Raw genomic sequence first — 22,773 nt, 5'->3', positions numbered from 1 at the left:
TCTTATGGGAGGTGTTAATCTCTCGAGGGTATAGCTTAACCCACCTATTTCCCTTCTTGAACGAACTGCTCGATACGCTCTTTAATGGAATCGCGAACCGTACGGAACTGAGCAGTAATCTCCTCTTCGGTACCTGTGGCTTTTGCTGGGTCGTCGAATCCCCAGTGCCATCTTTGCGCTATATCGTTACGAACAACCGGGCAGTGATCATTGGCATGACCGCATAGTGTGATAATGAAATCTGCATCTGCCAATACAGATTGATCCATGACATCTGACGTGTGATGAGAAATGTCGATACCCGCCTCTTTCATGGTTTGAACGGCACGAGGGTTCAGGCCGTGTGCTTCCAGACCCGCGCTTTTGACTTCATATTTATGACCTCCGATGGCTTGTAAATATCCGTCTGCGATCTGACTTCGGCAAGAATTTCCAGTGCACAAAAAGTATACGAGCGGTTTCTTCTCCATGGTTACATGCTCCTCAATAATCTAGTTTCTTGTGAGTCTTCGTTAAGCACCTTGATGACTTTTTTTCTTAAGTCTGCTGCTCAAGGCCAATTTGATAAGTATGATGATCATAGCTATTGCAATTGTGATAGCAACAATGACAAACCAAATGTTTACATTCGTTGAGTTAATGAAGTAAAGCCACAAATATAGTCCAGTGAGTGTTATGAACAGCGTTGGGATGGTAAGGATAATGCCGATTTTGAAATAATAGCCCCATGTAATTTTGACGCCTTTACGTGATAGGACATGAAGCCATAATAATGTTGCGAGTGAACCGATCGGCGTAATTTTCGGACCTAAGTCACTTCCAATCACATTGGCATATACTAGAGCTTCCCGAATGATACCATCTGTCTGTGTGCCTTTAATGGCAAGCGCGTCAATCATAACGGTTGGCATGTTATTCATCATTGAGGAAATGACAGCAGCAATATACCCCATCCCCATTGTCGCTGCCCAAAGCCCTTTATCTGCTACCCATTGTATAATTGTGCCTAGTAAATCTGTTAATCCAGCATTGCGTAATCCGTAAATAACAACATACATCCCGATGGAAAAAACCACGACGGCCCACGGTGCGTCTTTGATGATTTTCGAAGTGTGGATCGATGTACTTCTTCTCGCTGCAATAATAAATAGCATTGCTACAATACCTGCAACGACGGAGACGGGGACACCGATAAACTCACTCGATAAATAAGCTACCAATAAGATGCTTAGAATTACCCATGAGAGACGAAATAATCTTACATCTTTGATGGCTTCACGAGGCGCTTTGAGTTCAGACACCTGATAATCATTCGGGATATGTTTACGGAAATACAAATACAATACGATAATGCTAGCAACCAGTGAAAAGAAATTTGGAATAATCATCCGACTTGCATACTGTAAGAAAGTAATTCCGAAATAATCGGCTGAAACGATGTTCACAAGATTGCTTACGATCAATGGCAGCGATGTCGTATCCGCTATAAACCCACTTGCCATAATAAAGGGCAATATCATCTTGTCATCGAACTTTAACGCTCGGACCATCGCCAGGACGATCGGCGTTAATATCAAGGCTGCGCCATCATTAGCAAATAACGAAGAAACAGCAGCACCGAGCAAAATGACGTACACGAACATAAGCTTACCATTCCCCTTCGCAAGACGCGCCATATGAAGCGCGGACCATTCGAAGAATCCGATCTCGTCTAATATCAGTGAGATGAAAATGATGGCAACAAAGGCAAGCGTTGCGTTCCACACAATACCCGTTACTGTCCATACATCCGTGAATGACACGACACCTAAGATCAAGGCAAGAATGGCTCCGCTGGCTGCTGACCAGCCAATGTTAAGTCCTTTTGGTTGCCATATGACAAAGGTGAGCGTGATGAAGAATAGTAGTATTGCTAAAAAGGTCATGATTCCTCCTCGACGTCAAAGCAGCCTTTTACTGCGTTGATTTGGTCACTCATGTCAGGCAAGATCTCGTAAATACCATTAAGATATGGTTTGTCTGTAGAGATGAGAGAATAATATACCCATTGACCTCTTTTGTTTTCATGTACGATGCCGGCCGTTTTTAATTTGCGCAAATGCTGACTGGCGTTTGGTTGCGACATTCCTGTAATTTCTGTAATATCACAAACGCAAAGTTCCCGTTCTTTTAAGAGGGCAACAATTGACAGTCTCGTTTTATCTGCCAATAATTTAAGATCTTCTGCGATTTCTTGAATGCGACCATCCATATGTGCCACCTTCTCGTATAAAATGATTGTGCTCATAGCCGTCTATTTACTCCTAATCCATACCATACAAATGTGATTATATAATTGATTGATTATATAATCAAGTGATTATATTCTAAGTAAAAAAATAGCTTCTAACCTCAAGAAGCTATTCTCCATCTGTTGTTGCAGTATCCTTAGCTCCCCACTCGGGGTCTGGTAGGATCACAATTAGGGCTAGATATACCTGAAGCAGCTTGAGAGAGTTTAGTCAAATAATAGCATTCTTCCCGGTACATATGATCCGGCATCAGCTGTGCTAACGTACCCAGTATTTCTTTTCCAGCTGTTAGTTCCTCCACTTCGGACAGAAATTTCATGAAAAGAAGCATAGCGGCATTGGCTTCCTGATTGAACCTTCTTAGAGCAGGGAATTCGGTCGAGCCAGTACGCATATAACCCGCAAGCTCGATCGCTTTAAGATAATAGCTTTCAAAATAGCGTTCGAACTCATTGCTTTTGTTCTTCCAGTTATGCTCTACCAGATCAAATTGAGCTGACAAGCTGCCCGCGTGGCCGATTGCATCTTGGAGCCATAGTAGATGTTGGTTAACCTCTGGTCCCGAATCAGGTAGTTGGGCGCTTGTCAATGCAGCAAAAACACGAATTGCTTCTTCGATCTCATTGACCATATGATTCAAAAATGTCTGAGACAAATGGATGGTGATGTTCCCTGTTAGCGAACGTTGCAGCAAATGAAGCTTAAAGGTGCGCAATTGTGAAGTCCACGGATTGACAGATTGAAGCAAGACAGCGATGGAATCGCGATTCAGGTCCTGCCGCGCAGCGTCCAACAACTTGTCAAAGCCTTGAACAAACTGCTCTGCAGTGGATATTTCCGCAGCCTCACCTGGAGCCAGCCCATCCCGAATAAATCTCGCATGATCGCCTAAAATCTGCAACCAAAATCGGAGCTCAAAGAGAGCACCTTCCTCAAAGCTTGTTTCCGCCATTTTCTACAACTCCCTTTTCAGATGACTTCCCATTCTTTAATCACCCTATGTGAGAGCACGTTCTCATATACCTATCCAGTTCATTACGACCTTTCTTATAAAAACAATGTGACAAAGGGAATAAAATAATGATTAAAGGACAAATTAGTGAGGGATTTAAATATATAAAAAAGACTACAAGTCCATTACAACATGAAGGAGTGAAATACATGTCAAATCACAATGAGCGTAATGCAAATCGAGACAATGTTAAGGATGAATCTGGCAATAATACTGGTGAAGCTGTAGGAACTGTAGGCGGTGGTGCCGTTGGTGCGGCTATTGGTACCGCATTTGGCCCTATTGGTACAGTGGTTGGGGGTATCATTGGAGCAACAGCAGGCAATAAAATGGGCGATAGTGTTGATAATACTACGCAGGACGATGATACATCTAAGTAACTAAAATAGAAAAATCCAGAGCCAGCTGCCTGAGAAAATGATTCACAAAAACATGTCTTGATACAAAAATAGCCTGATTACTCGGGCTATTTTTGTTGCGTCGTAATAGGTCACTGGCGAGATTCTCACATGCTACCTGACTTATGGCGGGTCGGCAAAATGCGCTGTTCCGCTTTTTCATATAAGGCCAGCAAACGCTTGATCAGTTCGATCTTGGGCGTGAGGCGATTGATCAACAAGGCAGAGATGATACCGATAAGCGCACCCGCTCCGATATCTATACAATTCTCGTTCCAAATACTTTTTGACTAAGTCGCGAATCTATCATAAGAACTAAACAACAAAAATAAATACAAATAAGGTTTTGCACATTCGCTTTCCGTTAATAATTATTAATATTGAGTTGGCCGTTATGAACATAACTTTTCATTGTGGAAGGATCATATCAGAATGCTGGAGAAGGGTATCGGAAACCGTCAATTGACGATATTAGTGATATTATATACGATTGGCGACTCTATTTTAGTTCTGCCCTCTATCGTCGCATCTGCTGCTGAGCAAGATGCCTGGATTTCAGGCATTTTAGGTGTAACGATTGCACCGTTATTAGTCGTGTTCTTATATGACGCTTTGAGAAGATGCTATCCTGAAATGACGTTAATCGCGTATAGCCACCAGATTTTAGGAAAATGGCTTGGCATGATCATGTCGCTTCTATTTTTAAGTTACTTTTTTATAACCTCGGCAACATACCTGAGAGAAGTTGGGGACTTTATGACAAGTCAGATTCTGCACGATACACCTATTCTTATGGTTATGATTCTATTTTTAAGTGTCGTCCTTATGGCTGTTCGTCTCGGATTAGAACCGATGGTGCGTAGCGCCGAAGTATTGTTTCCAGTACTCATATTCATGATGTTCATATTGATCCTTTTTCTGTTGCCTGAAATTCAACTTAAAAAGCTGAAACCCATTTTTGATGGCGGTCTAAAACCGATCCTAGAGGGATCTATTCCTTTTATCGTTTTGCCCTTCATGGAACCCGTCGCAGTTCTAATGATCCTTCCGTTCGTGAGTCAAAAAAACGCAATAAGAAAAAGCCTCTTTATCGGTCAATGGATCGCAGGAAGTGTTTTGATCATCATTACATTTTTATCTCTTCTTATTCTTGGTCCAGAATCTACATCAAGAAATATTTATCCGAGCTATATATTGGCTAGGAAAATTAATATAGGTGATATCTTGATAAGGCTGGAAGCAATACTAGCTGTAATATGGTTCATCACCATTTTCATTAGATTTAGTCTGTTCCTTTATGTCACAGCTCTGGGTCTGGCACAAACGTTAAAAATAAACGACTATCGACCTCTGGTTTATCCTCTTGGACTGAATTTGATTTTCTTCTCATTAATTATGGCGCCCGATACCACCTATTATAATAATTTGATTGCTAACTACTGGCCTTTTTATGCTTTGACATTCGGGTTTATATTTCCATTGTTATTATTAACAATTGCCAAAGTGCGAAAAAAAGATGATCCCAACAAAATATAATTCATAATTTTCATAATTTAATTATCCAGCATGAAATAACCTGTAACAAACGTCCAAACAAAGTGAGAACAGCCTTCATAAAATATCGGGAGTCAAGAAAGGGAGGTGTTAAAAATGTCCGAGTTACGTGGAGGCTTGTTTACAAGCACAGGTACTATCCTTGTATTGTTCATCTTGTTAGTAATTGTCTCTTGTGCATGTGTTGGTGGATTCGGTATCTAATCATGCCGATATAGTACAGTTAGTGTGCCTAATGTTGATAATTATTGCAAAATGAAAAATTTCTTGGATGAATTCATGACACACTTAACACATTCTTTGGATAATAATCTCTAGTTTAAATAATCAACCTTTAAAGCATGGTTGCCACTTTTGTGGCACTGTGCTTTTTTATTTGTGCAACAGAATACAGCCGTAATAAAGGGAGTACCTCCACGGAACCATAAGACGACCCCAATGAAGCGAGCAGGTCAACCCTATGAAGTGGCCCCTGCCTATGTTTTTTTGGCTTCTGAAGATTCCTCCTATATGACCGGGCAAATGATACATATCAATGGCGGTGTAATCATTAATGGCTAATCATAATTGATCCCTTAGGCTCCTTATATTTTTAAATTAACGGATCAGAATAGGCTAAAGACGTGAGCAATGCAGGTTATAGTCCATAGACTGTTGTTGAGTAATAACGACAATAGGAGGTTATCTATGGATACTGATTATAAACAATTATGTTGGAGATGTATGAATCAATATGTTGGAATTAAAACAACGGATGGGCACACGCATGATGGATTTATCGCACATGTTGATCATGATTATGTCACCCTTGCTGTACCCGTCGACGACATGATGACAGGAATGCCAGTCAATGCTCGCACATATAGACAATTCGGATTTCATTCTGGATTTTTCCCACGTCGTCGCTTCTTTGAGCGCCGTATTCCATTCTTCTTGATCAGTGATTTGTTCTTGCTTCCGTTCTTCATTTAATGGATTCCCAATATGAAAACAGCACCTTTAAGGTGCTGTTATTTTTCATCGCCGTACCATGGATTTAAATGAACCAACACTTCTTCAACTTCTGGATGCTGATTCATAATGGATTGTTTAATATGCCTAGAAATATCGTGTCCTTCTTGTATACTTAATTCCGCCTGAATTCCAACTCTCACATCAATAATAATGTAATGCCCATGTTCTCTTGCGCGAATTTTATCAATTCGCTTTACCTCTTGAACGGATTGTACTTGATGGATGTATGCGTCCATTTTCTCCTGATCTACAGTCTTTTCCATCAGCACATCAACTGCAGCCTTCCCCATATGAATTGCGAGTTTTAATACAAAATAAGACACGATGATCCCAGCAATGGGATCTCCGTATGACAGAAAACCAATCTGAAATTGATCCCCAATTATTGCCAATCCAATGCCGATTACTGCCGCAATGGATGCATATACATCGGCAAGATGATCATAAGCGGTGGCGATCAATCCATTGCTATTTGTTTTTTTCCCAATTGATATTGTGTAAAGGTAAAGTATTTGCTTCAGGATTAAAGAAAAGGATGCTGCAATCAGGGCGATGACTGTTGCTTTTTGTGGAGGCTCAAATAATACCATGATTGAATGATATGCCATATATACTGCAGCCAATACTAAAATAATGGCTACAATACCCGCACTAATTACCTCTGCTTTACCATGTCCATAGGGATGGTCATCATCAGGAGGTTGTTTGGACACTCTCATGGAGGTGAGAGCTGCACCCGTAGCAACAATATCTCCTGCATTATGTACTCCGTCTGCGATTAATACAGGACTACTGTAGAATAATCCAACCATGAGTTTGATAGCAGTCAATACGATATTACTAATAAAGCTGATCCATATCGCAAATGCTGATTGCTTGTTATAATCGTTCATTATTCTTTCCTCACATATCTTTAAACTGTTAAGTCAACTAGAACATTCTAAACGATGACATTCGAGTGGGTCTAGAGAAACAGTGTTGCTTATAACCTGATAAGTTGATTAGGGTCAAATCTTATGGTAGAACTAAAAACTATTGGTTATACGAAACTGATAACGTGATTTTCTAGTGTAACTGCCTTATGTATTTGGAAATTCTTCTTTTTCAGTAAGCGATGAATCCAGGTGAAATCACCTGGATTCGGGGTCTATTCCATATATTAACCCAATAATCTCGAAAGTAGAATGATCTCGGCTAATCGTATGATGAGACGTCTTCTGCGCCGTCTAATTATAGTACTTAAAATTAATGAATCTGTACCCACGGATAAAAGAGTACCCGTATATGTGCTGCCGGTCGTTGTAACTTGTATTTTCTTTCCCTGTAATGATTTTGCTTGTTGGCGAAATGTCACAGACATCAATCCTTCCTCTTCAAAACAGGATCGTGATAGATTGTTCTTGGAATAACTGCGGAGAACATAAAACCATGCAACAATTTTCTCATTAGATATTATTCATGGAAACCTTAAATAAATCTGCAAGTGACAATTACGAGCAGAATGAAGAGCACAAGAATGGTCCCTGTGCTTGTAAATGCTCCACCAACTAGACTGGACATCTTTAGCACCCCCTTCCTATGAAGTACACGTTATGTTATGAAAATATCTCTCTACATGCTTGGATGATTGTTACTAGACCGATGAATTATATTTTCAATTGTATTTTTTGTCTGTTAACAGAGAAAAAGCAGCCGATCTGGCTGCCTTTCTGTTTTTATTGAACTTTGGCATCTTTGGTATCCCGTTGGCGTAACCTCTTTTTTATAAAATAACTAGTAAGTAACCCTACAATGAGAACTATGAGAACATAGGGTAAATCATCGGACCAGTTATACCTGTCACCTGCATATTCACCGCCATAAGTTGCTTTTACGTACAACATTTCATTTTCTTTGATTGCAATTGCATCATTGATTTCAATTCCTATAATTTCGTAATATTTCGTTCCCTTTGGATATCGATTTGAGAAATTACCAGAGTAAGTGCCTTCCGAATCCGAATATTTAGTTACCTTTCCAATACTCGGACCAATATGGTTTGGTGCTACACGCTCATCTGTAATGACATATATTTTTCCGTCGTTGACAACAAACAAATACGCCCAACTCGCGGACACAATTCCAATCAATAAAGTAAATGCAATAAGAAAAGTTGAAGATATACTTATTAGAAGCCGCATATATTCCCCCCTTTTAATTTATACGACGTAATATCAAATGTATTTGTTACTAATCTAACTTTCCGTCAATATAAATTGAACTTTCCTGCTCATTAACATATGAAAATGAGCAGACTGCTGTAGTCTGCTCAACATTCACATTTATTCAACTCATATTCCTCGTTAGCGTAAAGGCGTAAGAATAGAAGCGAGCTTTTCGACGTTAATCGCCCCATTCTTTCACATAAACCTCGCATTCCTTACGGACGGCGTCATCTGCATTCAACCGCTGGATCATCCGCATATACCATTCTGGTTCATACTCGTAGTCGGAAACTGCGAACAAAACGATGATGTCGCGACCGGCATAACGAGCAAAGAAGCCCGAGCACACCAGCTCTTCTAACACCCCGATGCACGTTTCGTACAACTCCTCTCGAAATGCCTCGAAGTTGCCGTCTTCATGGCTGGAAGAACGACCATTCATCAGGACGAAACTACGCAGCTGTGAGCAAATCGAGCCGAAGGCTTCCTCCGCCCCTTGACCTTCGAACTTCCACTCCGCAGGCTCGTATTTGAAATACAGCGCATCTTCCGCGTTACCTGTTACCATGCGGTCGAGATGAATATCCGTATTGACAGCAGGGCACACCGTCATGGCGCCTTCGTCGCTGTATAAAGCAAAGGCGATCACCTGCTCTTCACTGCACCTCTCATTCATCTCGGCAAAAGCCTGCATTGCCGCCGTTTTTATCTCTTGTCTAAGTATGGAGAAATCGAAATCCATCGGGCAGCTCCTTCCGCAATGTCGGGAATCGTGCGTGTGTCCCATTAGCTCAATAGCAAATGAATTACTATTCATTATTTCTCCCAAAGCTCGATCAATCGACCTTCAGGATCTTCAATCCAAATAAACTTTCCATATTCACTAATCTCTTGTTTCTTTGCAAGAGGTACACCAATATGTTCAAGATGCTCAATCATCTCGTTTAGATTATTTACTTGAAAATTTAACATCACTTGTTGTTCTGTTGGAAAATAGCTGTCATTCTCGGTAAAGAATGAGAAGATCGTCTCATTTTCGAATTGGGGTTTTATCACAGTCCCATTCCAATCCCCTATTTCAATCTTCAACACTTCACTGTACCATTTTTTTATAACTTCAAGATTTTTAGTTCTCCAGAATATTCCTCCAAAACCTTTTATCATCGTAACGATCTCCTGTCTGTCATCAAATTTGTCAGATTATTAACCACGAAATCCTCGTACAGCTAAACATGCCTTTGAAGCTTCACATTACATTCTGACGTTGTCGCAGTGACGTACTCTAGATAATTCACAGAGCCATTAAAGTTCAAATAAGCTTCATAACGTTTGCGGATTGCAGGTAAAGTAATCAAATCCAGAACTCTTTCTTTTGGAACCCACCTGCAATCGCTCGTTTCATCAGAAGTAGCTAACTCTCCACCCACAGCTTTGCACACGAAATCAAACATAACCTTCGTAGGAACATCAGTCACACCATCATACCATTTATGGATCGCTGTATTCGAAACAACACTAATCAAATGGCTAACCGTGGCGTCTATTCCACTTTCCTCTTTAATTTCACGAATCACGCCATCAATCAGGTTTTCCCCAACTTCAGTTATCCCACCAGGATACACCCAACCATCGTCATGGGCTTTTACTAATAAGATATTTCCATTTCCATCCTCTACAATTCCGCCTGCCGATACAATATGTGTCGGAAACGCCATGTCACGACCTCCTAATACAGCAAATTTGTATATGTATTCCTCATGATTTCTGTACTTTCCTGCTTATTCACGAAACGACTGTTAGTTAAAATCAGATAATCAATCTATGAATAAAAAAACGCCACCACACGCAGAAAAAATCCGCGAATGACGACGGCGATTCCGTTCACTACTCTTTTTTTGAAGCGTTTCGCAAGGTTTTCATCGCTTTCCGGTAATCGGCGTCCGACATCTTGCCGAAGTTGGAAGGCTGCCGTGGGTCCGTTCTCTCTGCGGTTTGTTTTAATTGCCTGAGTGATTGCCGGAAGGATGCGTTATTGGTCGTAGGCGGCGAGACAACCTCCTGCTCTACTGGCATATCATGATCTACGCTTGTGACAGGTTCATCATTGAGGGGAGCATCCGTGTGCAACTCTGGTTCTGTTACCTTCTCGGTAACAGAGTCTGTCTTCGTTACGGTATCGGTTGTTGCGGAAGATCCTCGCTTAGATGACCGATTCGCATGCCGTACGTTCACAATGATTAAGATGATAATGACAACAAGCGCCACAATGCCGTATCCGATTATGAGCATTCGATCATCTCACCCCTCGACCTGTCATTTTGCCAGCTAAGCGTGCAACGCGCTCGCCTAATGCTTTGCCTAGGGCCAATTCATCATCGTTCGGTAAATTGGGCGAATCGTCTGGCGATTCTTCCAAGCGGCAAGTGATCCCTACACCGTAATACGATCCATATAACACATTTTCAGGAACTGTTGCCGGCAGACCGACGATAATCATGCCTTGATGAAGCATCGGTGTAATCAAATTCAACATCGTGGCTTCGATGCCGCCGTGTTCGGTCGCGATCGTACAGAAAACGGCTCCCAACTTGTCCACTAGCTTACCGTGAGCCCATAAATAGCCTAGTTTGTCGATCCATGTCTTGAGACCTGCGCTGATACTACCAAAATGCCCAGGACAACCCCAGATGATCGCATCCATGCGCTCAAGATCATGAACATCTGCTTGATCCACATGGTACAGATACGCATGAGCTCCTTGAACGTCCCGCACACCTTGCGCGATTGCCTTCGCCAAGGCCTCCGTATGGCCATCCTCGCTGTCGTATACAATGTATATGTTCATGCATGCTTTCCCTCCAACTTTGCTTTATATGCTGCAATATACTTTTCCTCGATCATCATATTACTATCCATCTTTATGGATAATTGGCAACCGCTATCGAAACACTAAGTCCCAACACACTAACATTGCTCTGAAAAAGGAAGGAATCGATCGAAATGAAAAGCTCTAGACTTGTAATCGTGAATATTCTGGTTCTTCTCGTTCTGTTAGGAGGGGGTGCCGTCGCCGTCTACTACTACAATCAATCCATCAATTTTATTACAACGGACAACGCGAAGGTGGATGGTCAAGCCATCACGATATCTTCTTCGTCTCCTGGCTTGCTTCAGTCTTGGCGAGGCAAGGTAGGCGATACATATACAGCGGGACAAGATCTTGGCACCGTGCTCACGGACAAAGGCAATGTATCCATTAAGATGCCTCGTTCGGCTACGATCGTCCAACAGAACGCCGCAGCCAACACCGTAATAGGAGCCGGGATGTCGCTCGCCAAAGCGTTCGATCTCGGAGACTTGTACGTAACTGCCAATGTGAAAGAGACTCAGATTAACGATGTGAAAGTGAATCAGACCGTGGATGTTTATGTAGATTCTTTTCCTGGTACGGCTCTTACAGGCAAGATCGATCAGATTGGGCTTGCAACAGCTGGAACCTTCTCCCTACTGCCTACTTCCAATACGACAGGAAATTATACGAAGGTGACGCAAGTCATTCCAATCAAGATCACGTTGGACGGTTACCGCGGTCTCGGCCTCGTTCCCGGGATGAGCGTATCGATCCGTATTCATAAATAGGGGGCCCAGATGAGCGAAAAAAGTATTGCACCCACGGTTACCGTTCTCATCCTGGGGATGTTCATCGCAATCTTGAACCAAACCATGGTCAATGTCGCCATCCCTCACATGATGACGGATTTGAATGTGTCCACGACGACGGTTCAATGGTTATCGACAGGGTTCATGCTGGCCAATGCGATTATGATTCCAATCAGTGCCTTTCTCATGGAATCCATTTCTACCCGTTTGCTCTTCGCCATGGCGATGACGATGTTTACGATTGGTTCCCTCATTTGCGGTATGGGTCCAACATTCTCCGTTGTAATGGTCGGACGCATCGTACAAGCCATTGGAGCAGGCGTATTGATGCCGCTCGTAACCAACATCTTCCTGCGCATCTTCCCCCCCGAACAGATGGGGCGCGCCATGGGCATGATGGGAATTGCGATGATGTTCGCGCCTGCACTCGGGCCGACCTTTGCAGGCTACATGGTGGAGCACTTTTCATGGCGCGTCTTGTTCTTTGTCATGGTTCCACTTGGCGCCATTGAAGTCATATTGACGTTCAGATATTTGTCTAATGTGCTGAAGCTCACCTACCCGAAGCTGGATTGGCAGGGTGCCGTCTTGTCGACGATAGGGTTTGGAGCGCTGTTGTATGGACTTAGCGAGGCTGGAAGCAGAGGCTGGGGAGATGCTGTCGTGGATATTTCCATTATCGTCGGCGTCCTATTTCTCATCTTCTTTGTCGTGAGGGAGATGACAACAAGCAGTCCTCTCTTGAATTTGTCGGTGTTCAAAAATCTTACCTTCACCATGTCTACCGTCGTCAGCGTCATCGTGAATATGGCGATGTTCGGTGCCATGCTTCTGCTCCCGATTTATGTTCAGAATATTCGGGGCTATACCGCCTTAGAGTCGGGGCTGCTGCTGCTGCCCGGGGCGCTGCTCATGGGCGTGATGTCGCCGATCTCGGGTACGTTATTTGATAAATTTGGGGTTAGGCCGCTTGCGATCATCGGATTAATCATCACTGCGGTGACGACCTATCAGTTCACGAAGTTAACCGATGAGTCTACGTATTATCACCTGATGACGCTCTATGCGCTGAGAAGCTTCGGTATCTCCTTCATTATGATGACGATCATGACTGAGGGGCTCAATGCGCTGCCGCCAAAATTAAAGAGCCATGGCACGGCGGTGTCCAATACAATGCGTCAGGTTGCCAGTTCATTTGGAACCGCAGTGCTAGTAACGGTAATGTCGACAAGAACAACCGAACATGTGGCATCCTATTCGAATAATTTGACGTTGAACAATACGATTGCTGCCGAGAACTTCGCAAACTTGGGGGCAGGTATCTCATCGCTTACAGGACTACCTTCAGAAATCGGCAGCGCATATACCTTATCGATCATTGGAGGCTTGGTGACGAAAGCATCCACCATCAGCGGTATTAACGATGCCTTCGTCGTTGCGACGATCATTACCGTTATTGGTATTTTCTTCTCGCTGTTCTTGAAGCGGCCCAAGAAAATATCGGAAGGGTAACCGGATGCGGATCGACCAATCAGTCGCAACGCGAGATGGCGGTTCTGGAACATCTATCGGCTGGATCGCGATACAAATCGATCGCCGCCAATACTGACCTAAAAAAAGAAACAGCGGCGCTCTAGGACTTGAAACTAAAGTCGTAGACTACCGCTGTTTTTTGTAATGCTATCGTTAACTTAATGACTATTTCCGAATTAATTAAGTGGCCATTCGGCATGAACGTGATAATCATGATCCTTGTCGCCAGGACCGAGAACGTCTTCAGCCACAAACGACCAGATAACATTTTTAAAAGCATTTAATTGTGGATGACCTGCTTGAACCTGCTTACCGTTAATATGAGTGATATCAAAGGCGCGGCCTATGTAATGACGAGAATTTGCACCATGTACACCACCAGCAACCTCACTTACAGAATAAGTATATATTTGAGCTAAATGAGTAAGAGCTGCCATTGTAATAGGCTGCATGGTTGTTGTACCGCCCGGGCCACACTTCGTAACGCCTGCACTATCCGTGGTACAGTAGCTGCTACAATTCGCCGGCTGTCCTGCTGCAACTTGCGTCATATTGTGGTGAGGCGTAGCTTGATCCACTTTTCCCGATGTATGAGTTGTAGCAAGCGTTACCCCGCTATGTCCAAGCAGACGATTGGCCATGGTCTGTACCGATAATGCTTCAAAGCCGAGCGCTTGAGGACCATACGTCTCAACAAGCGTAAAACTCGTAGCATATACAGGTCGGGCGATCTTTGCAAACCGTGTTGTCACCGACGGATAAGTGAACACATCGTACTTCACACCTTCAGCTGGCTCGAAGCCAGGTGCCAGGTCTACGGTAAGTCTTCCAGCTAACGTTACTGTGCCTACAACGATCACTTGACTGAACAGCGTAGGTCCATGAAGCCGAATGTTCATTCGGCCTGTTGAATCTTGCGTATAGCTGGCCGTAATTTTAATTAGCCCAGCTTGCTCAGCCAATCCCGGACTTAGCGTTGCGTTGGTGTTGCGCAGGCTGGCTTCAATCGTTCCATTCCCGCAGATCGTACCGCCTTCAAGGCGTATCGTATTGACCGATTGCAGCTTGCCTCCGGATAGCTTCGTCTCACCTGCAGTCTGGCGGTAGTCACATACCCCCTTGAATTGAAGCGTGCTTTGATCTTTAATCTCCACGTTGCCACGAGTCGTAAGGTTGACGTCCGTAAATAATGCGATCCCATTCCCGACACGAATCGTTCCAGCGTTATCGACCGATGGTCTTGCACCACTGGTCCATATCATATTAACGTTTCCATCTGTTTCGATCAGGCCGTTATTGGTAATTGCAGCTCCCGCTGCTGCCTGTACGGCTCCCGTACCACTCCAGCGAATCGTACCGTCGTTCGTAATCCGCACGATGTTGATGCTCTTCTTCTCAATACCGCTAATCTGAAGGAGGCCACCACTCTGAATTTGAAGCGCTGTGAGAAGGTTGCCTCCTTGCCACGCGAATGTACCTGTACAGACAACCTTGCGGGCCTGCGCTGTCGTAAGAATGCCGCTGCCGCTCAACTCAAAAGTTGTCGCTGCGTCAACCTTCAAATCTTGCTCAAGTGTCAACGTTCCACTGGCAAGCACTGCCCGGCCCTGACCTTCTAGACGCGTACCACTCTTCATTGTGGCCTTGGCTTCTTCCAGGCGAAGCTGTCCTGTCTGCAGTTGGATAAGTCCCTGCGTCAAGAATTGAACACCCTTGATACGAACAAGTGGGAAATCATGCGAGGAAGCTTCACCAGTGACTTGTATCGTTCCTCGATGATCCAGCACACCTCCAGTTCCATAGCCGTACATGATCGAAACGGAATCTGTGAACTGCATCGTCCCGATATTCAGAATCGTGCCGCCGCCCCCAAGCTTGATAGCGCCCGCACCTTTCAGGCCTATCATCCCCTCATTGCGGATACTGCCTTGCGAGAGAACCTTCTCTCCCGTGCCCGTTACTTCCATACTTCCAACTGGTTCGATCTGTACAGCTGCTGTAATCGTGCCACCTGTCCATGCTAGCTTGCCGAAGCTGCGCAGCAGCGGAGCAGGAGCCCCTGCTTGAACAGCGCCGGGAATAAGATTGCTCTGACCAGCAATTTCCAGTACCCCTTGGGGATTCAGCAGCACTTCGCCTTCCAGAGTAAGAGAACCGCCATTGGTAACCACGACACGACCAGCCTCGAACATTCCAGATATGCGGGAGTTATGAAATAAGCGGTGTGTGCTGCCGAGACTGCCTTCCAAACGAAGCTCGCCTGTCTCTGTAATGATCTCACCATAGTTCCATAATCCGATCCCGTTCAAGCTTACGTGTACTGGCGAAATTAAGACGAGGGACGGCATCAAAGCAAGCGTACCTTTATTATGAAATTCAACGGGATTGCCGCTGCTCCACTTGACCGTTGAAGCAGAAGTGAACTCTGTTCTTCCGAGATTGATGAGCTTCAGACCTTCAGACATTAGAATTGGGCCGGGCCCTATAACTTTGATGGTTCCATAATTGGTAATGATGTTCCCTGTTAACGTCTTCGTATCATTGTCTGAGAACACCATTTCCGCGGTATCCAGGATGTCTATGTCATTCCGTACATTTCCTCCGTGGAACGAAAACTTCTCTGAAATTTCCAACCTACCGCCTGTTAGTGTACCATTTCGTCTAATTTCAACGCTTTTCAACTTGATTGGTGGAGCGACAGGTCCCAGAATTCCGGTATCCCCAGGAATGATAATTGCATCCCCATCTTTCGGTTCTGATTTTGGTTCCCAGTTCTCTGTATTGCCCCAGGATGTGTCGTGGCCTTTGCCAGTCCATGTCATACTTCCCATTAATTGAACACCTCATCATAGAAAAATTGCGGAATCAGTCCGAAAGCCGCATTAAGGTTAATATGCTAGGTGAAAATAGGTTATGACTTTGTTGGTAAATAGAGTAAAAACCACCAGTTAATAACTGATGGTTCTCACGAATTACTTTATTGTCTCTATTAAACGATATACAAGTGCCACTTCCCATTCGTCGGGAATGATCCCGCATCTACAACGATCCAGATACAATCTTGCCTTGATACATCACGGCTGGGCGCTTCGATCTTCTAGCGATCGTCTCTGCCGAGCAGCTTGCCTCGACGAAGACGATGCTCGCGTCGTCGCCCATTTTAGGCCATACTTGACGGCCTTCTTCATCTAATGGGGTCTTGCCTCCGGTTATAAAATGTAATGTTCGCGCCAAATCCAGCTCTGTTCTGCTACCGAACCGTTCTGCCAATCGTCCAGCACGCTCGAGCACATCCCCGTTACCAAAAGGGGACCACGAATCAAAAATGTTGTCGCATCCTACGGCTACAGGCACATGATGCTGGTGAAGAAATGGGACCGGCGGCATCGTTCTGGCAAGCGGCACGCTTGTAACGATCGTCATGCCATTCTCGGCTAACAGATGGGCGATTTCATCTACTTCTTGTCCTTCCATGTCACCTAGAGCAAATGCGTGACTTATGGATACGCGTCCTTGCCATCCAGCTTGCTCTGTCAGATGTGCCAGCCGTTTGATCGTATCGAGCCCGATCCGTCCTCCGTCATGCAAATGCAGATCAACATCGGCATTGCCTTCAACTGCCAGCTCCATCATCTGATGCAGTGATTTTTCCATGTCTCCGTCTACATGATGCGGATCTACGCCTCCGACCAAGCCACAGCCCTGACGCACCGCAGCTTTGATGAGATCATAACATTGTGTCCGCAGGAGTCCGTGCTGAGGAAAAGCTACGATTTCATAGGACATTTTGCCATCGAATGCAGCGAACGCTTCTTGGATCGTCTCCAAATGACGCAGTCCGACTTTGGGATAAATATCAACATGCGTGCGTACATGGGTTGAGCCCGCTTGGAGAAGAACGCGAAGCAGCGCCTCGGCACGTTCCTTCATCGTCGTTGCAAGCGTGGGAAGTGTCTGCTTCTCAATTTCGAAACGTTCAACGATGGAAGCAGCAGGCTGAACGGGCCGCCAGCGGTCGCCAAGCAGCGTCTTGTCTAGATGACAATGCTTCTCTATGAAAGACGGCAATGCGAGCAATCCTTGCGCATCCATCCGGAGCGCTGCATCATCAGGCAAAGGTTCTGTCGCAGGCAAGATGTTCGATATCTTTCCCGCTTGAATTTGCAAATGGTATAAGTCCGTAGAAGTTCCTACGACGTTGCCCTCTTCTACGATGTGTCCATTTTCTAATCTCACATTGGTAAGCCAATACATCTCTTGCATGATTGTTGTCCCTCCATGGTTAGATTCGCTTTTTTTTCACCTTGCGTGATCCCAGCCTCGTACCCTATTCGTGCGATGTGCGATAACTTTGACTACGAAGTCGTGTTAACGACACGAAGCAGCTTAGCACCAAGACGAAGGCACCGAATAGGTAAGGCAAATTGATATGAACATCGAATAGAATTCCTGCCAGCATTGGTCCGAAGATGGTGCCGAGGCTAGTATAGGCGTTATTCATGCCCGCAACAAAACCTTGTTCATCCCCCGCTTCCTTAGATAGCATGGTGTTCATCAGCGGACGCAGAATATTGTTGAACGTAAAGAATAACATCGTCACGACCATGACATACAAGAAATTACCTGAGTAGATCAAACCGATTAATGTTACAGCAGATAACAGGAGCATGGCTGCAATGACCCTTTTCTCCCCGAATCGACGAGCGATTCGTTCTGTAAGCACAAGTTGATTGACGGTAGCGATTAACGAACATACGGTCAGCAGGATCGAAATGTCCCGTGTCGTGAATCCGTAGCTCTGTACGACGAAGAGCGGGAAAATCGCTTCAAAATGGGTCAAGCCGAAGGAAATCGCAAAAACAATAAGTAATAAGATGAAATAGCGCGAATGAATGGATCGACCAATTTGCCGAAATACATTCTCCTTCTTCTCCTTAGCTTGCTGGCGTAATCGGCGAACGTCCAGCGTTAGCGATTCTGGCAGCATCCGCAGACTGCAAATCATGGCGAGCAGTCCGACCAGCGTAGATGCATAAAATGGCGCCTTGATGCCTAGCTCAGACAGTAATCCCCCCACTCCGGGTCCGATGATAAATCCCGATGTCATAGAAGCGCCTAGCCACGACATTGCCTTACTGCGTTCTTGATCTGGCGTAATGTCCGCAACGTACGCGATAATTGCTGGGATAAGCGCCGCTGAGCCGATTCCCCCAATCAATCTTGAGACGAGCAATAAGGTTAGATCGCCAGCTAAGGCAGCTAATAGATTCGAGAAAGCGAATAGAAATAATCCAACAATTATCATAGGTTTTCGCCCACGTTGATCCGACAAATTACCTGCAACCGGTGAGAACAGAAATTGCGTTAGTCCAAAGCAGGAAACCAAATATCCTGCGGCTTGTCCACCTGCCTGAAACGATGTGAGGAGCTCGGGGAGTATCGGAATAACGAGGCCCATACTTAAATTTGCGAGAAACATGTTGAGTAGTAATAATGGGAAAGCTGACTTTGCTGCCATGATGAGCTCCTTCCTTCTAATGCCAAGTCCATGCTAACATACATCCGAACGGTATGGGAAATATGTAAAAGCTTTGAGAAAAGAATGTTTTTCATATACTAAAAAAATAAAAGCCCTCCATCGTTAGCATTGCAGCTACATGGAAAGCTTTTTTGGGGCCGATGTTGATCCTTCATTACACTACCAGCATAGACTTAGCCGGATCGCAAAGCATGCTGCCGTATTCGCCGGTTGAAACATGACGGTAATGCCTTCTGGACTAAAACTAATCTTTATCGGTGTTTGAATGCCAGTCGATTGAATCATACTCTTCACTTTATCCTCTTGGCTCAGCGAAGCCGCTGTTTTTAAATCCTTCGCAAATTGAGGATTGTTGGCAATATGATGCAACAGTTGATGCAGTTCTTGCACTGGTACAAGAAAATTTTTCGCCGATAGCTGCATAAGCTTAACATCCTGCGGATTATCTGTAACCGGGTACCTCTCGGCGGGATGTGAGTACCAAGGATAACTCGCATAGATAGGATTCGTCTGATGCATTTGATCTCCTCCTTCTGGTTCCGGATATTATATGCGCATACCCAGGGGGTGGTCTCTTATTTGCTTCTTAGGTAATTTCGACGTCCACTGGCTTTATTGCAATTGGAATCTTTTACATGTTGGAATTTGGTAGAAAACGGATTAAACTATAATGATGATTATAGAAAAAGGAGAATTCAAATGCGTAACAAAATCACGACCGTATTCATGTTAGTCATTCTTATTCTATCTGTTGTAGCCTGCTCTACACCGGCCAAAGAAGCCGATCCAATGGACAAGCAGATTGCCTATAACGATGCTAGTGTTGCGGTAGATAAAGTCAAAGTATTATTCCACAAAACAACCGCAGCAGACGGTACACCAATCTTAGATCCAGCAACAGGCGGACGAGATAAGGCAAAAGAACTGCTGCTTGGATACTTCGATGCACCGCTTGTCGATAAAATCATGGCCCATTATGTTACAGATCAGACGGTAGAAGACAACGTGGTCTTGAACAAAGGAGAAGACGGCTCTGCGGTTCCATTCTTCAACCCTTCCTTAATCGATTCGCCTTTCAATGCCGTGAAAGTGGAAGGTAGTAAAGAAGAATTTAAAATTACAACACCGGAGAACAAGATCTATACCTTGAAATGGCAAGAGGACAAAGGGAGATATATTGTAACGAATTATGAATAATCTTCCGTGTCATTCAAAAAAATTATAGACAGATCGTAAAAGATGGCCTCTGTATTGAACAGGGGGCATCTTTTTTTGACGAACACAGCGCAATGAAACACTCGACCCTAAGGCAGCTAGTCCCACGAATGCTTTTTACAAATACCAGTATTCTGCGGTTAACTTCTTCAGGATACTCCCCATTTATCGCATGAGAGGCATTAGGCCAACTTTGGATATCAATATCATTTACATATTTTTTACCATGTTCAACTGCTTTTTTTGAATTATGCATTGTGCTGTTTTCAGCCATTAATGCAAGTATAGGAAGATCAATCTTCTTCAAAGCTTCAACACGAAATTGATCAGGAACCGGAAGCTTAAGCTTGTAGTTTCTCATTGCTGATTCGATTAGCTTTGCAATCGGTTCACTTTCATCAGCCTTAGCACCTCCAGAAATATAGCTTAACATCTTTTCTCTGATCGCTCGCGGAATACCAGGCACAGATGCGGGAAAGGATAGCGCAATCATCTTTAGTGACATTGGCGCGAATACAAATACTGGATCTAGAAGACTCATAGATGCGATTCTTGCGGGGTAACATCTCGCTAAATTCATTGCAGACCAACCCCCGATAGAAACTCCGACAATATGAGCTCTATCTAAGTTTAACGCTTCAAGCACCTGATTTAACCATGCAGCTTGTGCTTGCCGGTTGTCAATTGCAACGGTCTGTATGCTCATTCCAGGCTCTCCGAGTAAATCAATTGCATAGATGGGCCTCTCCTTCATGAGCCCCTCCAAATTCGGCTGCCACATCGGTGTAGAAGCTGAGCGACCTGGGAGCAATACTATAGGCTCTTTGTCCCTGTTTTTGTCTTCAGTAAAATAATATACACGTACAGTACCATAACTCGTTTGGATATCTTTTGTTTCATTAGGCTTTGGGATAAGTGCCATCGCATCATGATAAGCATTCTTAAACTCTGCTTCCCCTGCTTTAGAAGTAAAATGACCTATTTCACTTTTTCTCAACATAACTCGTTCCCCCTAGCTCGTTAATCGCACCTTTATTTATGATGTAAGCATATTACGCAACGTAACGAGCAATCGTTATTTTCAATGGTGTTTGGAAACGATCATCGGAAAAGAACAAACGAGCAACCTAGAATAAGGAGTTCTATTCTAGATTGCTCGTTTTATTGTGTAATCAAGACTGCAACGCTGTTGATGTCATATGGTTATTTTTGACCGTATTTTTCCTGTAGTCCGTTCAGCAATTCTTCTACACTTTTCTTACCGCCCTAGAAAATAATTTCTTCCACGCCTTTCAACAAGTCTGCGTGGAACGCTTTGGTTTGTTCCGGATACGCGAACGGTTTCCCATGTTGTTCCATGTTATCGAAAGGAGAATAACCCACCGTTTCAATCGCATCTAATTGCGCCTCGTCGCGCTTCTCTTTTTATTGAGGGTAAAATTCTCCCGTGTAATGAGGTTTTTCTCTCGGAAAGTGTTGTCGATTTCTTGTGAAAAATAAAAAATCCGCGATTCACGCGGATCTTTCGTTATTTATATTGGATAAGACCAAAACGAATTTCCTGTGGGTCGAACAAGTATGCAAGATAAAAATCCCCGAAGTCCATTTTGTCCTTGTCCAGTTTTGCACCATTATCTAAGGCTTTTGAAATGGTCTCATCGATTGATTCCACTTGAATGGTGACTTGTACCCGTTGTGTAAAACCCTCTGGCGAGCGCGTAATCCCACCATCAATACCGGGTAAAACACTTGATCCAGTCGTTACAGGCCAGTAATTCCAATTTTCATTTCCGATTTTCCAATCAAACACCTCTGAGTAAAACCGAGTTGCCCCTTCCGGATCCTGAGATCCGAGATCAAACAAAACGACGCGATTCATATACTCTCTCCTCCTATAACATTTTCTCTTGCAATGTTCATTATGTCTCGTCTATTACTCCTCTTTGGGCCAACCGCCCCATATGCCTAGGCAGTTGCCATCTGGGTCGACAAATCGAAAGCTGTCGCCGCCACCTGGTTTATAGACCATTTCCTTGACGTCAGCTCCTTTCTGCTTCATCTCCTCATAGAGTTCATGGATGTTATCCACCTGAAAAGAGAAGTAAATCCTCCTTTCCCCTTTAGCGGAGATAAACTCCATTTTCGGAACCTCATTCGAGTGGATCAAACCGAACCCCATTCCGTTCACGTTTAGCCAGGCTTCCTCGTCACCTTCGTTGTAAGGGAAACAGAAGTCGAGCCCGAACATGCCCGTATACCACTCCACCGACTTCTTCACATTTCTTACCGGTACTTCAATGACTTGAAGATGAAATCTCTTTGCCATCAACTACGATCCCTCCCTAATGATCTT

General features: G+C 44.1%; 25 protein-coding genes and 2 pseudogenes. 8 read left to right on the top strand and 19 right to left on the bottom strand.

The genetic code is table 11. The features are described 5' to 3' along the window. Nucleotides 1-44: 44 nt before the first annotated feature. From arsC to GCU39_RS06715, 4 genes are all read right to left on the bottom strand, one after another. Nucleotides 45-470 (bottom strand): arsenate reductase (thioredoxin), encoded by a 426-nt coding sequence (gene arsC / locus GCU39_RS06730; RefSeq protein ID WP_152392807.1) that lies wholly within the window; start codon nucleotides 468-470, stop codon nucleotides 45-47. Nucleotides 471-512: 42 nt separating this feature from the next. Next, entirely contained in the window at nucleotides 513-1,925 is a 1,413-nt protein-coding gene (locus GCU39_RS06725; protein ID WP_152392806.1) for an arsenic transporter, read from the bottom strand. Then, nucleotides 1,922-2,287 (bottom strand): ArsR/SmtB family transcription factor, encoded by a 366-nt coding sequence (locus tag GCU39_RS06720; protein ID WP_407671645.1) that lies wholly within the window; start codon nucleotides 2,285-2,287, stop codon nucleotides 1,922-1,924. The genes GCU39_RS06725 and GCU39_RS06720 overlap by 4 nt, the downstream gene beginning before the upstream one ends. A 140-nt stretch (nucleotides 2,288-2,427) precedes the next feature. After that, nucleotides 2,428-3,243, bottom strand: coding sequence for a DUF2935 domain-containing protein (locus tag GCU39_RS06715; protein WP_152392805.1), 816 nt, complete (start codon nucleotides 3,241-3,243; stop codon nucleotides 2,428-2,430). Between the two features lie 128 nt (nucleotides 3,244-3,371). Here GCU39_RS06715 and GCU39_RS06710 point away from each other — a divergent pair, with 128 nt between their 5' ends. From GCU39_RS06710 to GCU39_RS06690, 5 genes and pseudogenes are all read left to right on the top strand, one after another. Further along, complete coding sequence (locus tag GCU39_RS06710; RefSeq protein ID WP_227793465.1) at nucleotides 3,372-3,683, top strand: glycine zipper domain-containing protein; 312 nt, start codon at nucleotides 3,372-3,374, stop codon at nucleotides 3,681-3,683. Nucleotides 3,684-4,133: 450 nt separating this feature from the next. Next, nucleotides 4,134-5,237 (top strand): GerAB/ArcD/ProY family transporter, encoded by a 1,104-nt coding sequence (locus GCU39_RS06705; RefSeq protein ID WP_152392804.1) that lies wholly within the window; start codon nucleotides 4,134-4,136, stop codon nucleotides 5,235-5,237. A 114-nt stretch (nucleotides 5,238-5,351) separates the two neighbouring features. Further along, nucleotides 5,352-5,459, top strand: a complete 108-nt coding sequence (locus GCU39_RS31810; protein ID WP_152392803.1) for a sporulation protein YjcZ — start codon at nucleotides 5,352-5,354, stop codon at nucleotides 5,457-5,459. A gap of 231 nt (nucleotides 5,460-5,690) precedes the next feature. Continuing rightward, nucleotides 5,691-5,816, top strand: a pseudogene (locus GCU39_RS06695) (SDR family oxidoreductase); the annotation flags it as partial. A 126-nt stretch (nucleotides 5,817-5,942) separates the two neighbouring features. After that, on the top strand, nucleotides 5,943-6,227 hold the full coding sequence (locus GCU39_RS06690; protein WP_152392802.1) for a phosphatidylinositol kinase: 285 nt from the start codon (nucleotides 5,943-5,945) through the stop codon (nucleotides 6,225-6,227). Between the two features lie 38 nt (nucleotides 6,228-6,265). Here the strand turns inward: GCU39_RS06690 and GCU39_RS06685 are convergent, their stop codons facing one another. The 8 genes from GCU39_RS06685 to GCU39_RS06650 all read right to left on the bottom strand — a co-directional run bounded on the left by GCU39_RS06685 (nucleotide 6,266) and on the right by GCU39_RS06650 (nucleotide 11,318). Continuing rightward, nucleotides 6,266-7,162, bottom strand: coding sequence for a cation diffusion facilitator family transporter (locus GCU39_RS06685; RefSeq protein ID WP_152392801.1), 897 nt, complete (start codon nucleotides 7,160-7,162; stop codon nucleotides 6,266-6,268). A 574-nt stretch (nucleotides 7,163-7,736) separates the two neighbouring features. Then, nucleotides 7,737-7,829 carry a sporulation protein YjcZ gene (locus tag GCU39_RS06680; protein WP_152392800.1) on the bottom strand — a complete coding sequence of 31 codons (93 nt, stop codon included), beginning with the start codon at nucleotides 7,827-7,829 and terminating at the stop codon, nucleotides 7,737-7,739. Nucleotides 7,830-7,984: 155 nt separating this feature from the next. Then, entirely contained in the window at nucleotides 7,985-8,449 is a 465-nt protein-coding gene (locus tag GCU39_RS06675) for a hypothetical protein (RefSeq protein ID WP_227793464.1), read from the bottom strand. 202 nt (nucleotides 8,450-8,651) lie between these two features. Continuing rightward, nucleotides 8,652-9,215, bottom strand: a complete 564-nt coding sequence (locus tag GCU39_RS06670; RefSeq protein WP_152392799.1) for a DUF4303 domain-containing protein — start codon at nucleotides 9,213-9,215, stop codon at nucleotides 8,652-8,654. Between the two features lie 74 nt (nucleotides 9,216-9,289). Continuing rightward, the gene (locus tag GCU39_RS06665; RefSeq protein ID WP_152392798.1) at nucleotides 9,290-9,637 is read right to left on the bottom strand and encodes a VOC family protein; all 348 of its coding nucleotides are present in this window, start codon (nucleotides 9,635-9,637) and stop codon (nucleotides 9,290-9,292) included. A gap of 62 nt (nucleotides 9,638-9,699) precedes the next feature. After that, nucleotides 9,700-10,188 (bottom strand): NUDIX hydrolase, encoded by a 489-nt coding sequence (locus tag GCU39_RS06660; protein WP_152392797.1) that lies wholly within the window; start codon nucleotides 10,186-10,188, stop codon nucleotides 9,700-9,702. A gap of 169 nt (nucleotides 10,189-10,357) precedes the next feature. Next, nucleotides 10,358-10,762 (bottom strand): hypothetical protein, encoded by a 405-nt coding sequence (locus GCU39_RS06655; protein WP_152392796.1) that lies wholly within the window; start codon nucleotides 10,760-10,762, stop codon nucleotides 10,358-10,360. Between the two features lie 4 nt (nucleotides 10,763-10,766). Next, a complete protein-coding gene (locus GCU39_RS06650; RefSeq protein WP_152392795.1) occupies nucleotides 10,767-11,318 on the bottom strand; it encodes an NAD(P)H-dependent oxidoreductase in 552 nt (183 codons plus the stop codon). 155 nt (nucleotides 11,319-11,473) lie between these two features. Between GCU39_RS06650 and GCU39_RS06645 the strand changes: the two genes are divergently transcribed. Then, nucleotides 11,474-12,112 carry an efflux RND transporter periplasmic adaptor subunit gene (locus GCU39_RS06645; RefSeq protein WP_152392794.1) on the top strand — a complete coding sequence of 213 codons (639 nt, stop codon included), beginning with the start codon at nucleotides 11,474-11,476 and terminating at the stop codon, nucleotides 12,110-12,112. A 9-nt stretch (nucleotides 12,113-12,121) separates the two neighbouring features. Then, nucleotides 12,122-13,645 carry a DHA2 family efflux MFS transporter permease subunit gene (locus GCU39_RS06640; protein WP_152392793.1) on the top strand — a complete coding sequence of 508 codons (1,524 nt, stop codon included), beginning with the start codon at nucleotides 12,122-12,124 and terminating at the stop codon, nucleotides 13,643-13,645. 197 nt (nucleotides 13,646-13,842) lie between these two features. On the opposite strand, the gene GCU39_RS06635 is transcribed toward GCU39_RS06640, so the two are convergent. The 4 genes from GCU39_RS06635 to GCU39_RS06620 all read right to left on the bottom strand — a co-directional run bounded on the left by GCU39_RS06635 (nucleotide 13,843) and on the right by GCU39_RS06620 (nucleotide 19,724). Further along, nucleotides 13,843-16,497 carry a hypothetical protein gene (locus GCU39_RS06635; RefSeq protein WP_152392792.1) on the bottom strand — a complete coding sequence of 885 codons (2,655 nt, stop codon included), beginning with the start codon at nucleotides 16,495-16,497 and terminating at the stop codon, nucleotides 13,843-13,845. Between the two features lie 208 nt (nucleotides 16,498-16,705). Continuing rightward, on the bottom strand, nucleotides 16,706-17,929 hold the full coding sequence (locus tag GCU39_RS06630) for an amidohydrolase (protein ID WP_152392791.1): 1,224 nt from the start codon (nucleotides 17,927-17,929) through the stop codon (nucleotides 16,706-16,708). Between the two features lie 64 nt (nucleotides 17,930-17,993). Further along, nucleotides 17,994-19,184: an MFS transporter gene (locus GCU39_RS06625; RefSeq protein ID WP_152392790.1), complete on the bottom strand. Its 1,191-nt coding sequence runs from the start codon at nucleotides 19,182-19,184 to the stop codon at nucleotides 17,994-17,996. A gap of 180 nt (nucleotides 19,185-19,364) precedes the next feature. Further along, complete coding sequence (locus GCU39_RS06620; RefSeq protein ID WP_152392789.1) at nucleotides 19,365-19,724, bottom strand: YuzC family spore coat inner layer protein; 360 nt, start codon at nucleotides 19,722-19,724, stop codon at nucleotides 19,365-19,367. Between the two features lie 180 nt (nucleotides 19,725-19,904). Here GCU39_RS06620 and GCU39_RS06615 point away from each other — a divergent pair, with 180 nt between their 5' ends. After that, nucleotides 19,905-20,402, top strand: a complete 498-nt coding sequence (locus tag GCU39_RS06615; RefSeq protein WP_152392788.1) for a hypothetical protein — start codon at nucleotides 19,905-19,907, stop codon at nucleotides 20,400-20,402. A gap of 133 nt (nucleotides 20,403-20,535) precedes the next feature. Here the strand turns inward: GCU39_RS06615 and GCU39_RS06610 are convergent. The 3 genes and pseudogenes from GCU39_RS06610 to GCU39_RS06600 form a co-directional block, all read right to left on the bottom strand. Beyond that, nucleotides 20,536-21,420: pseudogene (locus GCU39_RS06610) on the bottom strand (alpha/beta fold hydrolase); the annotation flags it as partial. A gap of 528 nt (nucleotides 21,421-21,948) precedes the next feature. Then, nucleotides 21,949-22,299 carry a VOC family protein gene (locus tag GCU39_RS06605; RefSeq protein WP_152392786.1) on the bottom strand — a complete coding sequence of 117 codons (351 nt, stop codon included), beginning with the start codon at nucleotides 22,297-22,299 and terminating at the stop codon, nucleotides 21,949-21,951. Between the two features lie 54 nt (nucleotides 22,300-22,353). Then, nucleotides 22,354-22,746: a VOC family protein gene (locus GCU39_RS06600; protein WP_152392785.1), complete on the bottom strand. Its 393-nt coding sequence runs from the start codon at nucleotides 22,744-22,746 to the stop codon at nucleotides 22,354-22,356. Between the last annotated feature and the right edge of the window lie 27 nt (nucleotides 22,747-22,773).

The sequence above is a fragment of the Paenibacillus guangzhouensis genome, from assembly GCF_009363075.1.
In the GTDB taxonomy this organism is placed as follows: Bacteria; Bacillota; Bacilli; order Paenibacillales; family Paenibacillaceae; genus Paenibacillus_K; species Paenibacillus_K guangzhouensis.
Note: the sequence above shows the minus strand (reverse complement) of the source record. Positions and strands in the feature narration are given on the sequence as shown.

Excerpts from the sequence above, each read along its gene's own strand:
- arsC (WP_152392807.1), bottom strand. The coding sequence starts at position 470 with ATGGAGAAGAAACCGCTCGTATACTTTTTGTGCACTGGAAATTCTTGC.
- GCU39_RS06725 (WP_152392806.1), bottom strand. The coding sequence starts at position 1,925 with ATGACCTTTTTAGCAATACTACTATTCTTCATCACGCTCACCTTTGTC.
- GCU39_RS06720 (WP_407671645.1), bottom strand. The coding sequence starts at position 2,287 with ATGAGCACAATCATTTTATACGAGAAGGTGGCACATATGGATGGTCGC.
- GCU39_RS06715 (WP_152392805.1), bottom strand. The coding sequence starts at position 3,243 with ATGGCGGAAACAAGCTTTGAGGAAGGTGCTCTCTTTGAGCTCCGATTT.
- GCU39_RS06710 (WP_227793465.1), top strand. The coding sequence starts at position 3,372 with ATGATTAAAGGACAAATTAGTGAGGGATTTAAATATATAAAAAAGACT.
- GCU39_RS06705 (WP_152392804.1), top strand. The coding sequence starts at position 4,134 with ATGCTGGAGAAGGGTATCGGAAACCGTCAATTGACGATATTAGTGATA.
- GCU39_RS31810 (WP_152392803.1), top strand. The coding sequence starts at position 5,352 with ATGTCCGAGTTACGTGGAGGCTTGTTTACAAGCACAGGTACTATCCTT.
- GCU39_RS06690 (WP_152392802.1), top strand. The coding sequence starts at position 5,943 with ATGGATACTGATTATAAACAATTATGTTGGAGATGTATGAATCAATAT.
- GCU39_RS06685 (WP_152392801.1), bottom strand. The coding sequence starts at position 7,162 with ATGAACGATTATAACAAGCAATCAGCATTTGCGATATGGATCAGCTTT.
- GCU39_RS06680 (WP_152392800.1), bottom strand. The coding sequence starts at position 7,829 with ATGTCCAGTCTAGTTGGTGGAGCATTTACAAGCACAGGGACCATTCTT.
- GCU39_RS06675 (WP_227793464.1), bottom strand. The coding sequence starts at position 8,449 with ATGCGGCTTCTAATAAGTATATCTTCAACTTTTCTTATTGCATTTACT.
- GCU39_RS06670 (WP_152392799.1), bottom strand. The coding sequence starts at position 9,215 with ATGGATTTCGATTTCTCCATACTTAGACAAGAGATAAAAACGGCGGCA.
- GCU39_RS06665 (WP_152392798.1), bottom strand. The coding sequence starts at position 9,637 with ATGATAAAAGGTTTTGGAGGAATATTCTGGAGAACTAAAAATCTTGAA.
- GCU39_RS06660 (WP_152392797.1), bottom strand. The coding sequence starts at position 10,188 with ATGGCGTTTCCGACACATATTGTATCGGCAGGCGGAATTGTAGAGGAT.
- GCU39_RS06655 (WP_152392796.1), bottom strand. The coding sequence starts at position 10,762 with ATGCTCATAATCGGATACGGCATTGTGGCGCTTGTTGTCATTATCATC.
- GCU39_RS06650 (WP_152392795.1), bottom strand. The coding sequence starts at position 11,318 with ATGAACATATACATTGTATACGACAGCGAGGATGGCCATACGGAGGCC.
- GCU39_RS06645 (WP_152392794.1), top strand. The coding sequence starts at position 11,474 with ATGAAAAGCTCTAGACTTGTAATCGTGAATATTCTGGTTCTTCTCGTT.
- GCU39_RS06640 (WP_152392793.1), top strand. The coding sequence starts at position 12,122 with ATGAGCGAAAAAAGTATTGCACCCACGGTTACCGTTCTCATCCTGGGG.
- GCU39_RS06635 (WP_152392792.1), bottom strand. The coding sequence starts at position 16,497 with ATGGGAAGTATGACATGGACTGGCAAAGGCCACGACACATCCTGGGGC.
- GCU39_RS06630 (WP_152392791.1), bottom strand. The coding sequence starts at position 17,929 with ATGCAAGAGATGTATTGGCTTACCAATGTGAGATTAGAAAATGGACAC.
- GCU39_RS06625 (WP_152392790.1), bottom strand. The coding sequence starts at position 19,184 with ATGGCAGCAAAGTCAGCTTTCCCATTATTACTACTCAACATGTTTCTC.
- GCU39_RS06620 (WP_152392789.1), bottom strand. The coding sequence starts at position 19,724 with ATGCATCAGACGAATCCTATCTATGCGAGTTATCCTTGGTACTCACAT.
- GCU39_RS06615 (WP_152392788.1), top strand. The coding sequence starts at position 19,905 with ATGCGTAACAAAATCACGACCGTATTCATGTTAGTCATTCTTATTCTA.
- GCU39_RS06605 (WP_152392786.1), bottom strand. The coding sequence starts at position 22,299 with ATGAATCGCGTCGTTTTGTTTGATCTCGGATCTCAGGATCCGGAAGGG.
- GCU39_RS06600 (WP_152392785.1), bottom strand. The coding sequence starts at position 22,746 with ATGGCAAAGAGATTTCATCTTCAAGTCATTGAAGTACCGGTAAGAAAT.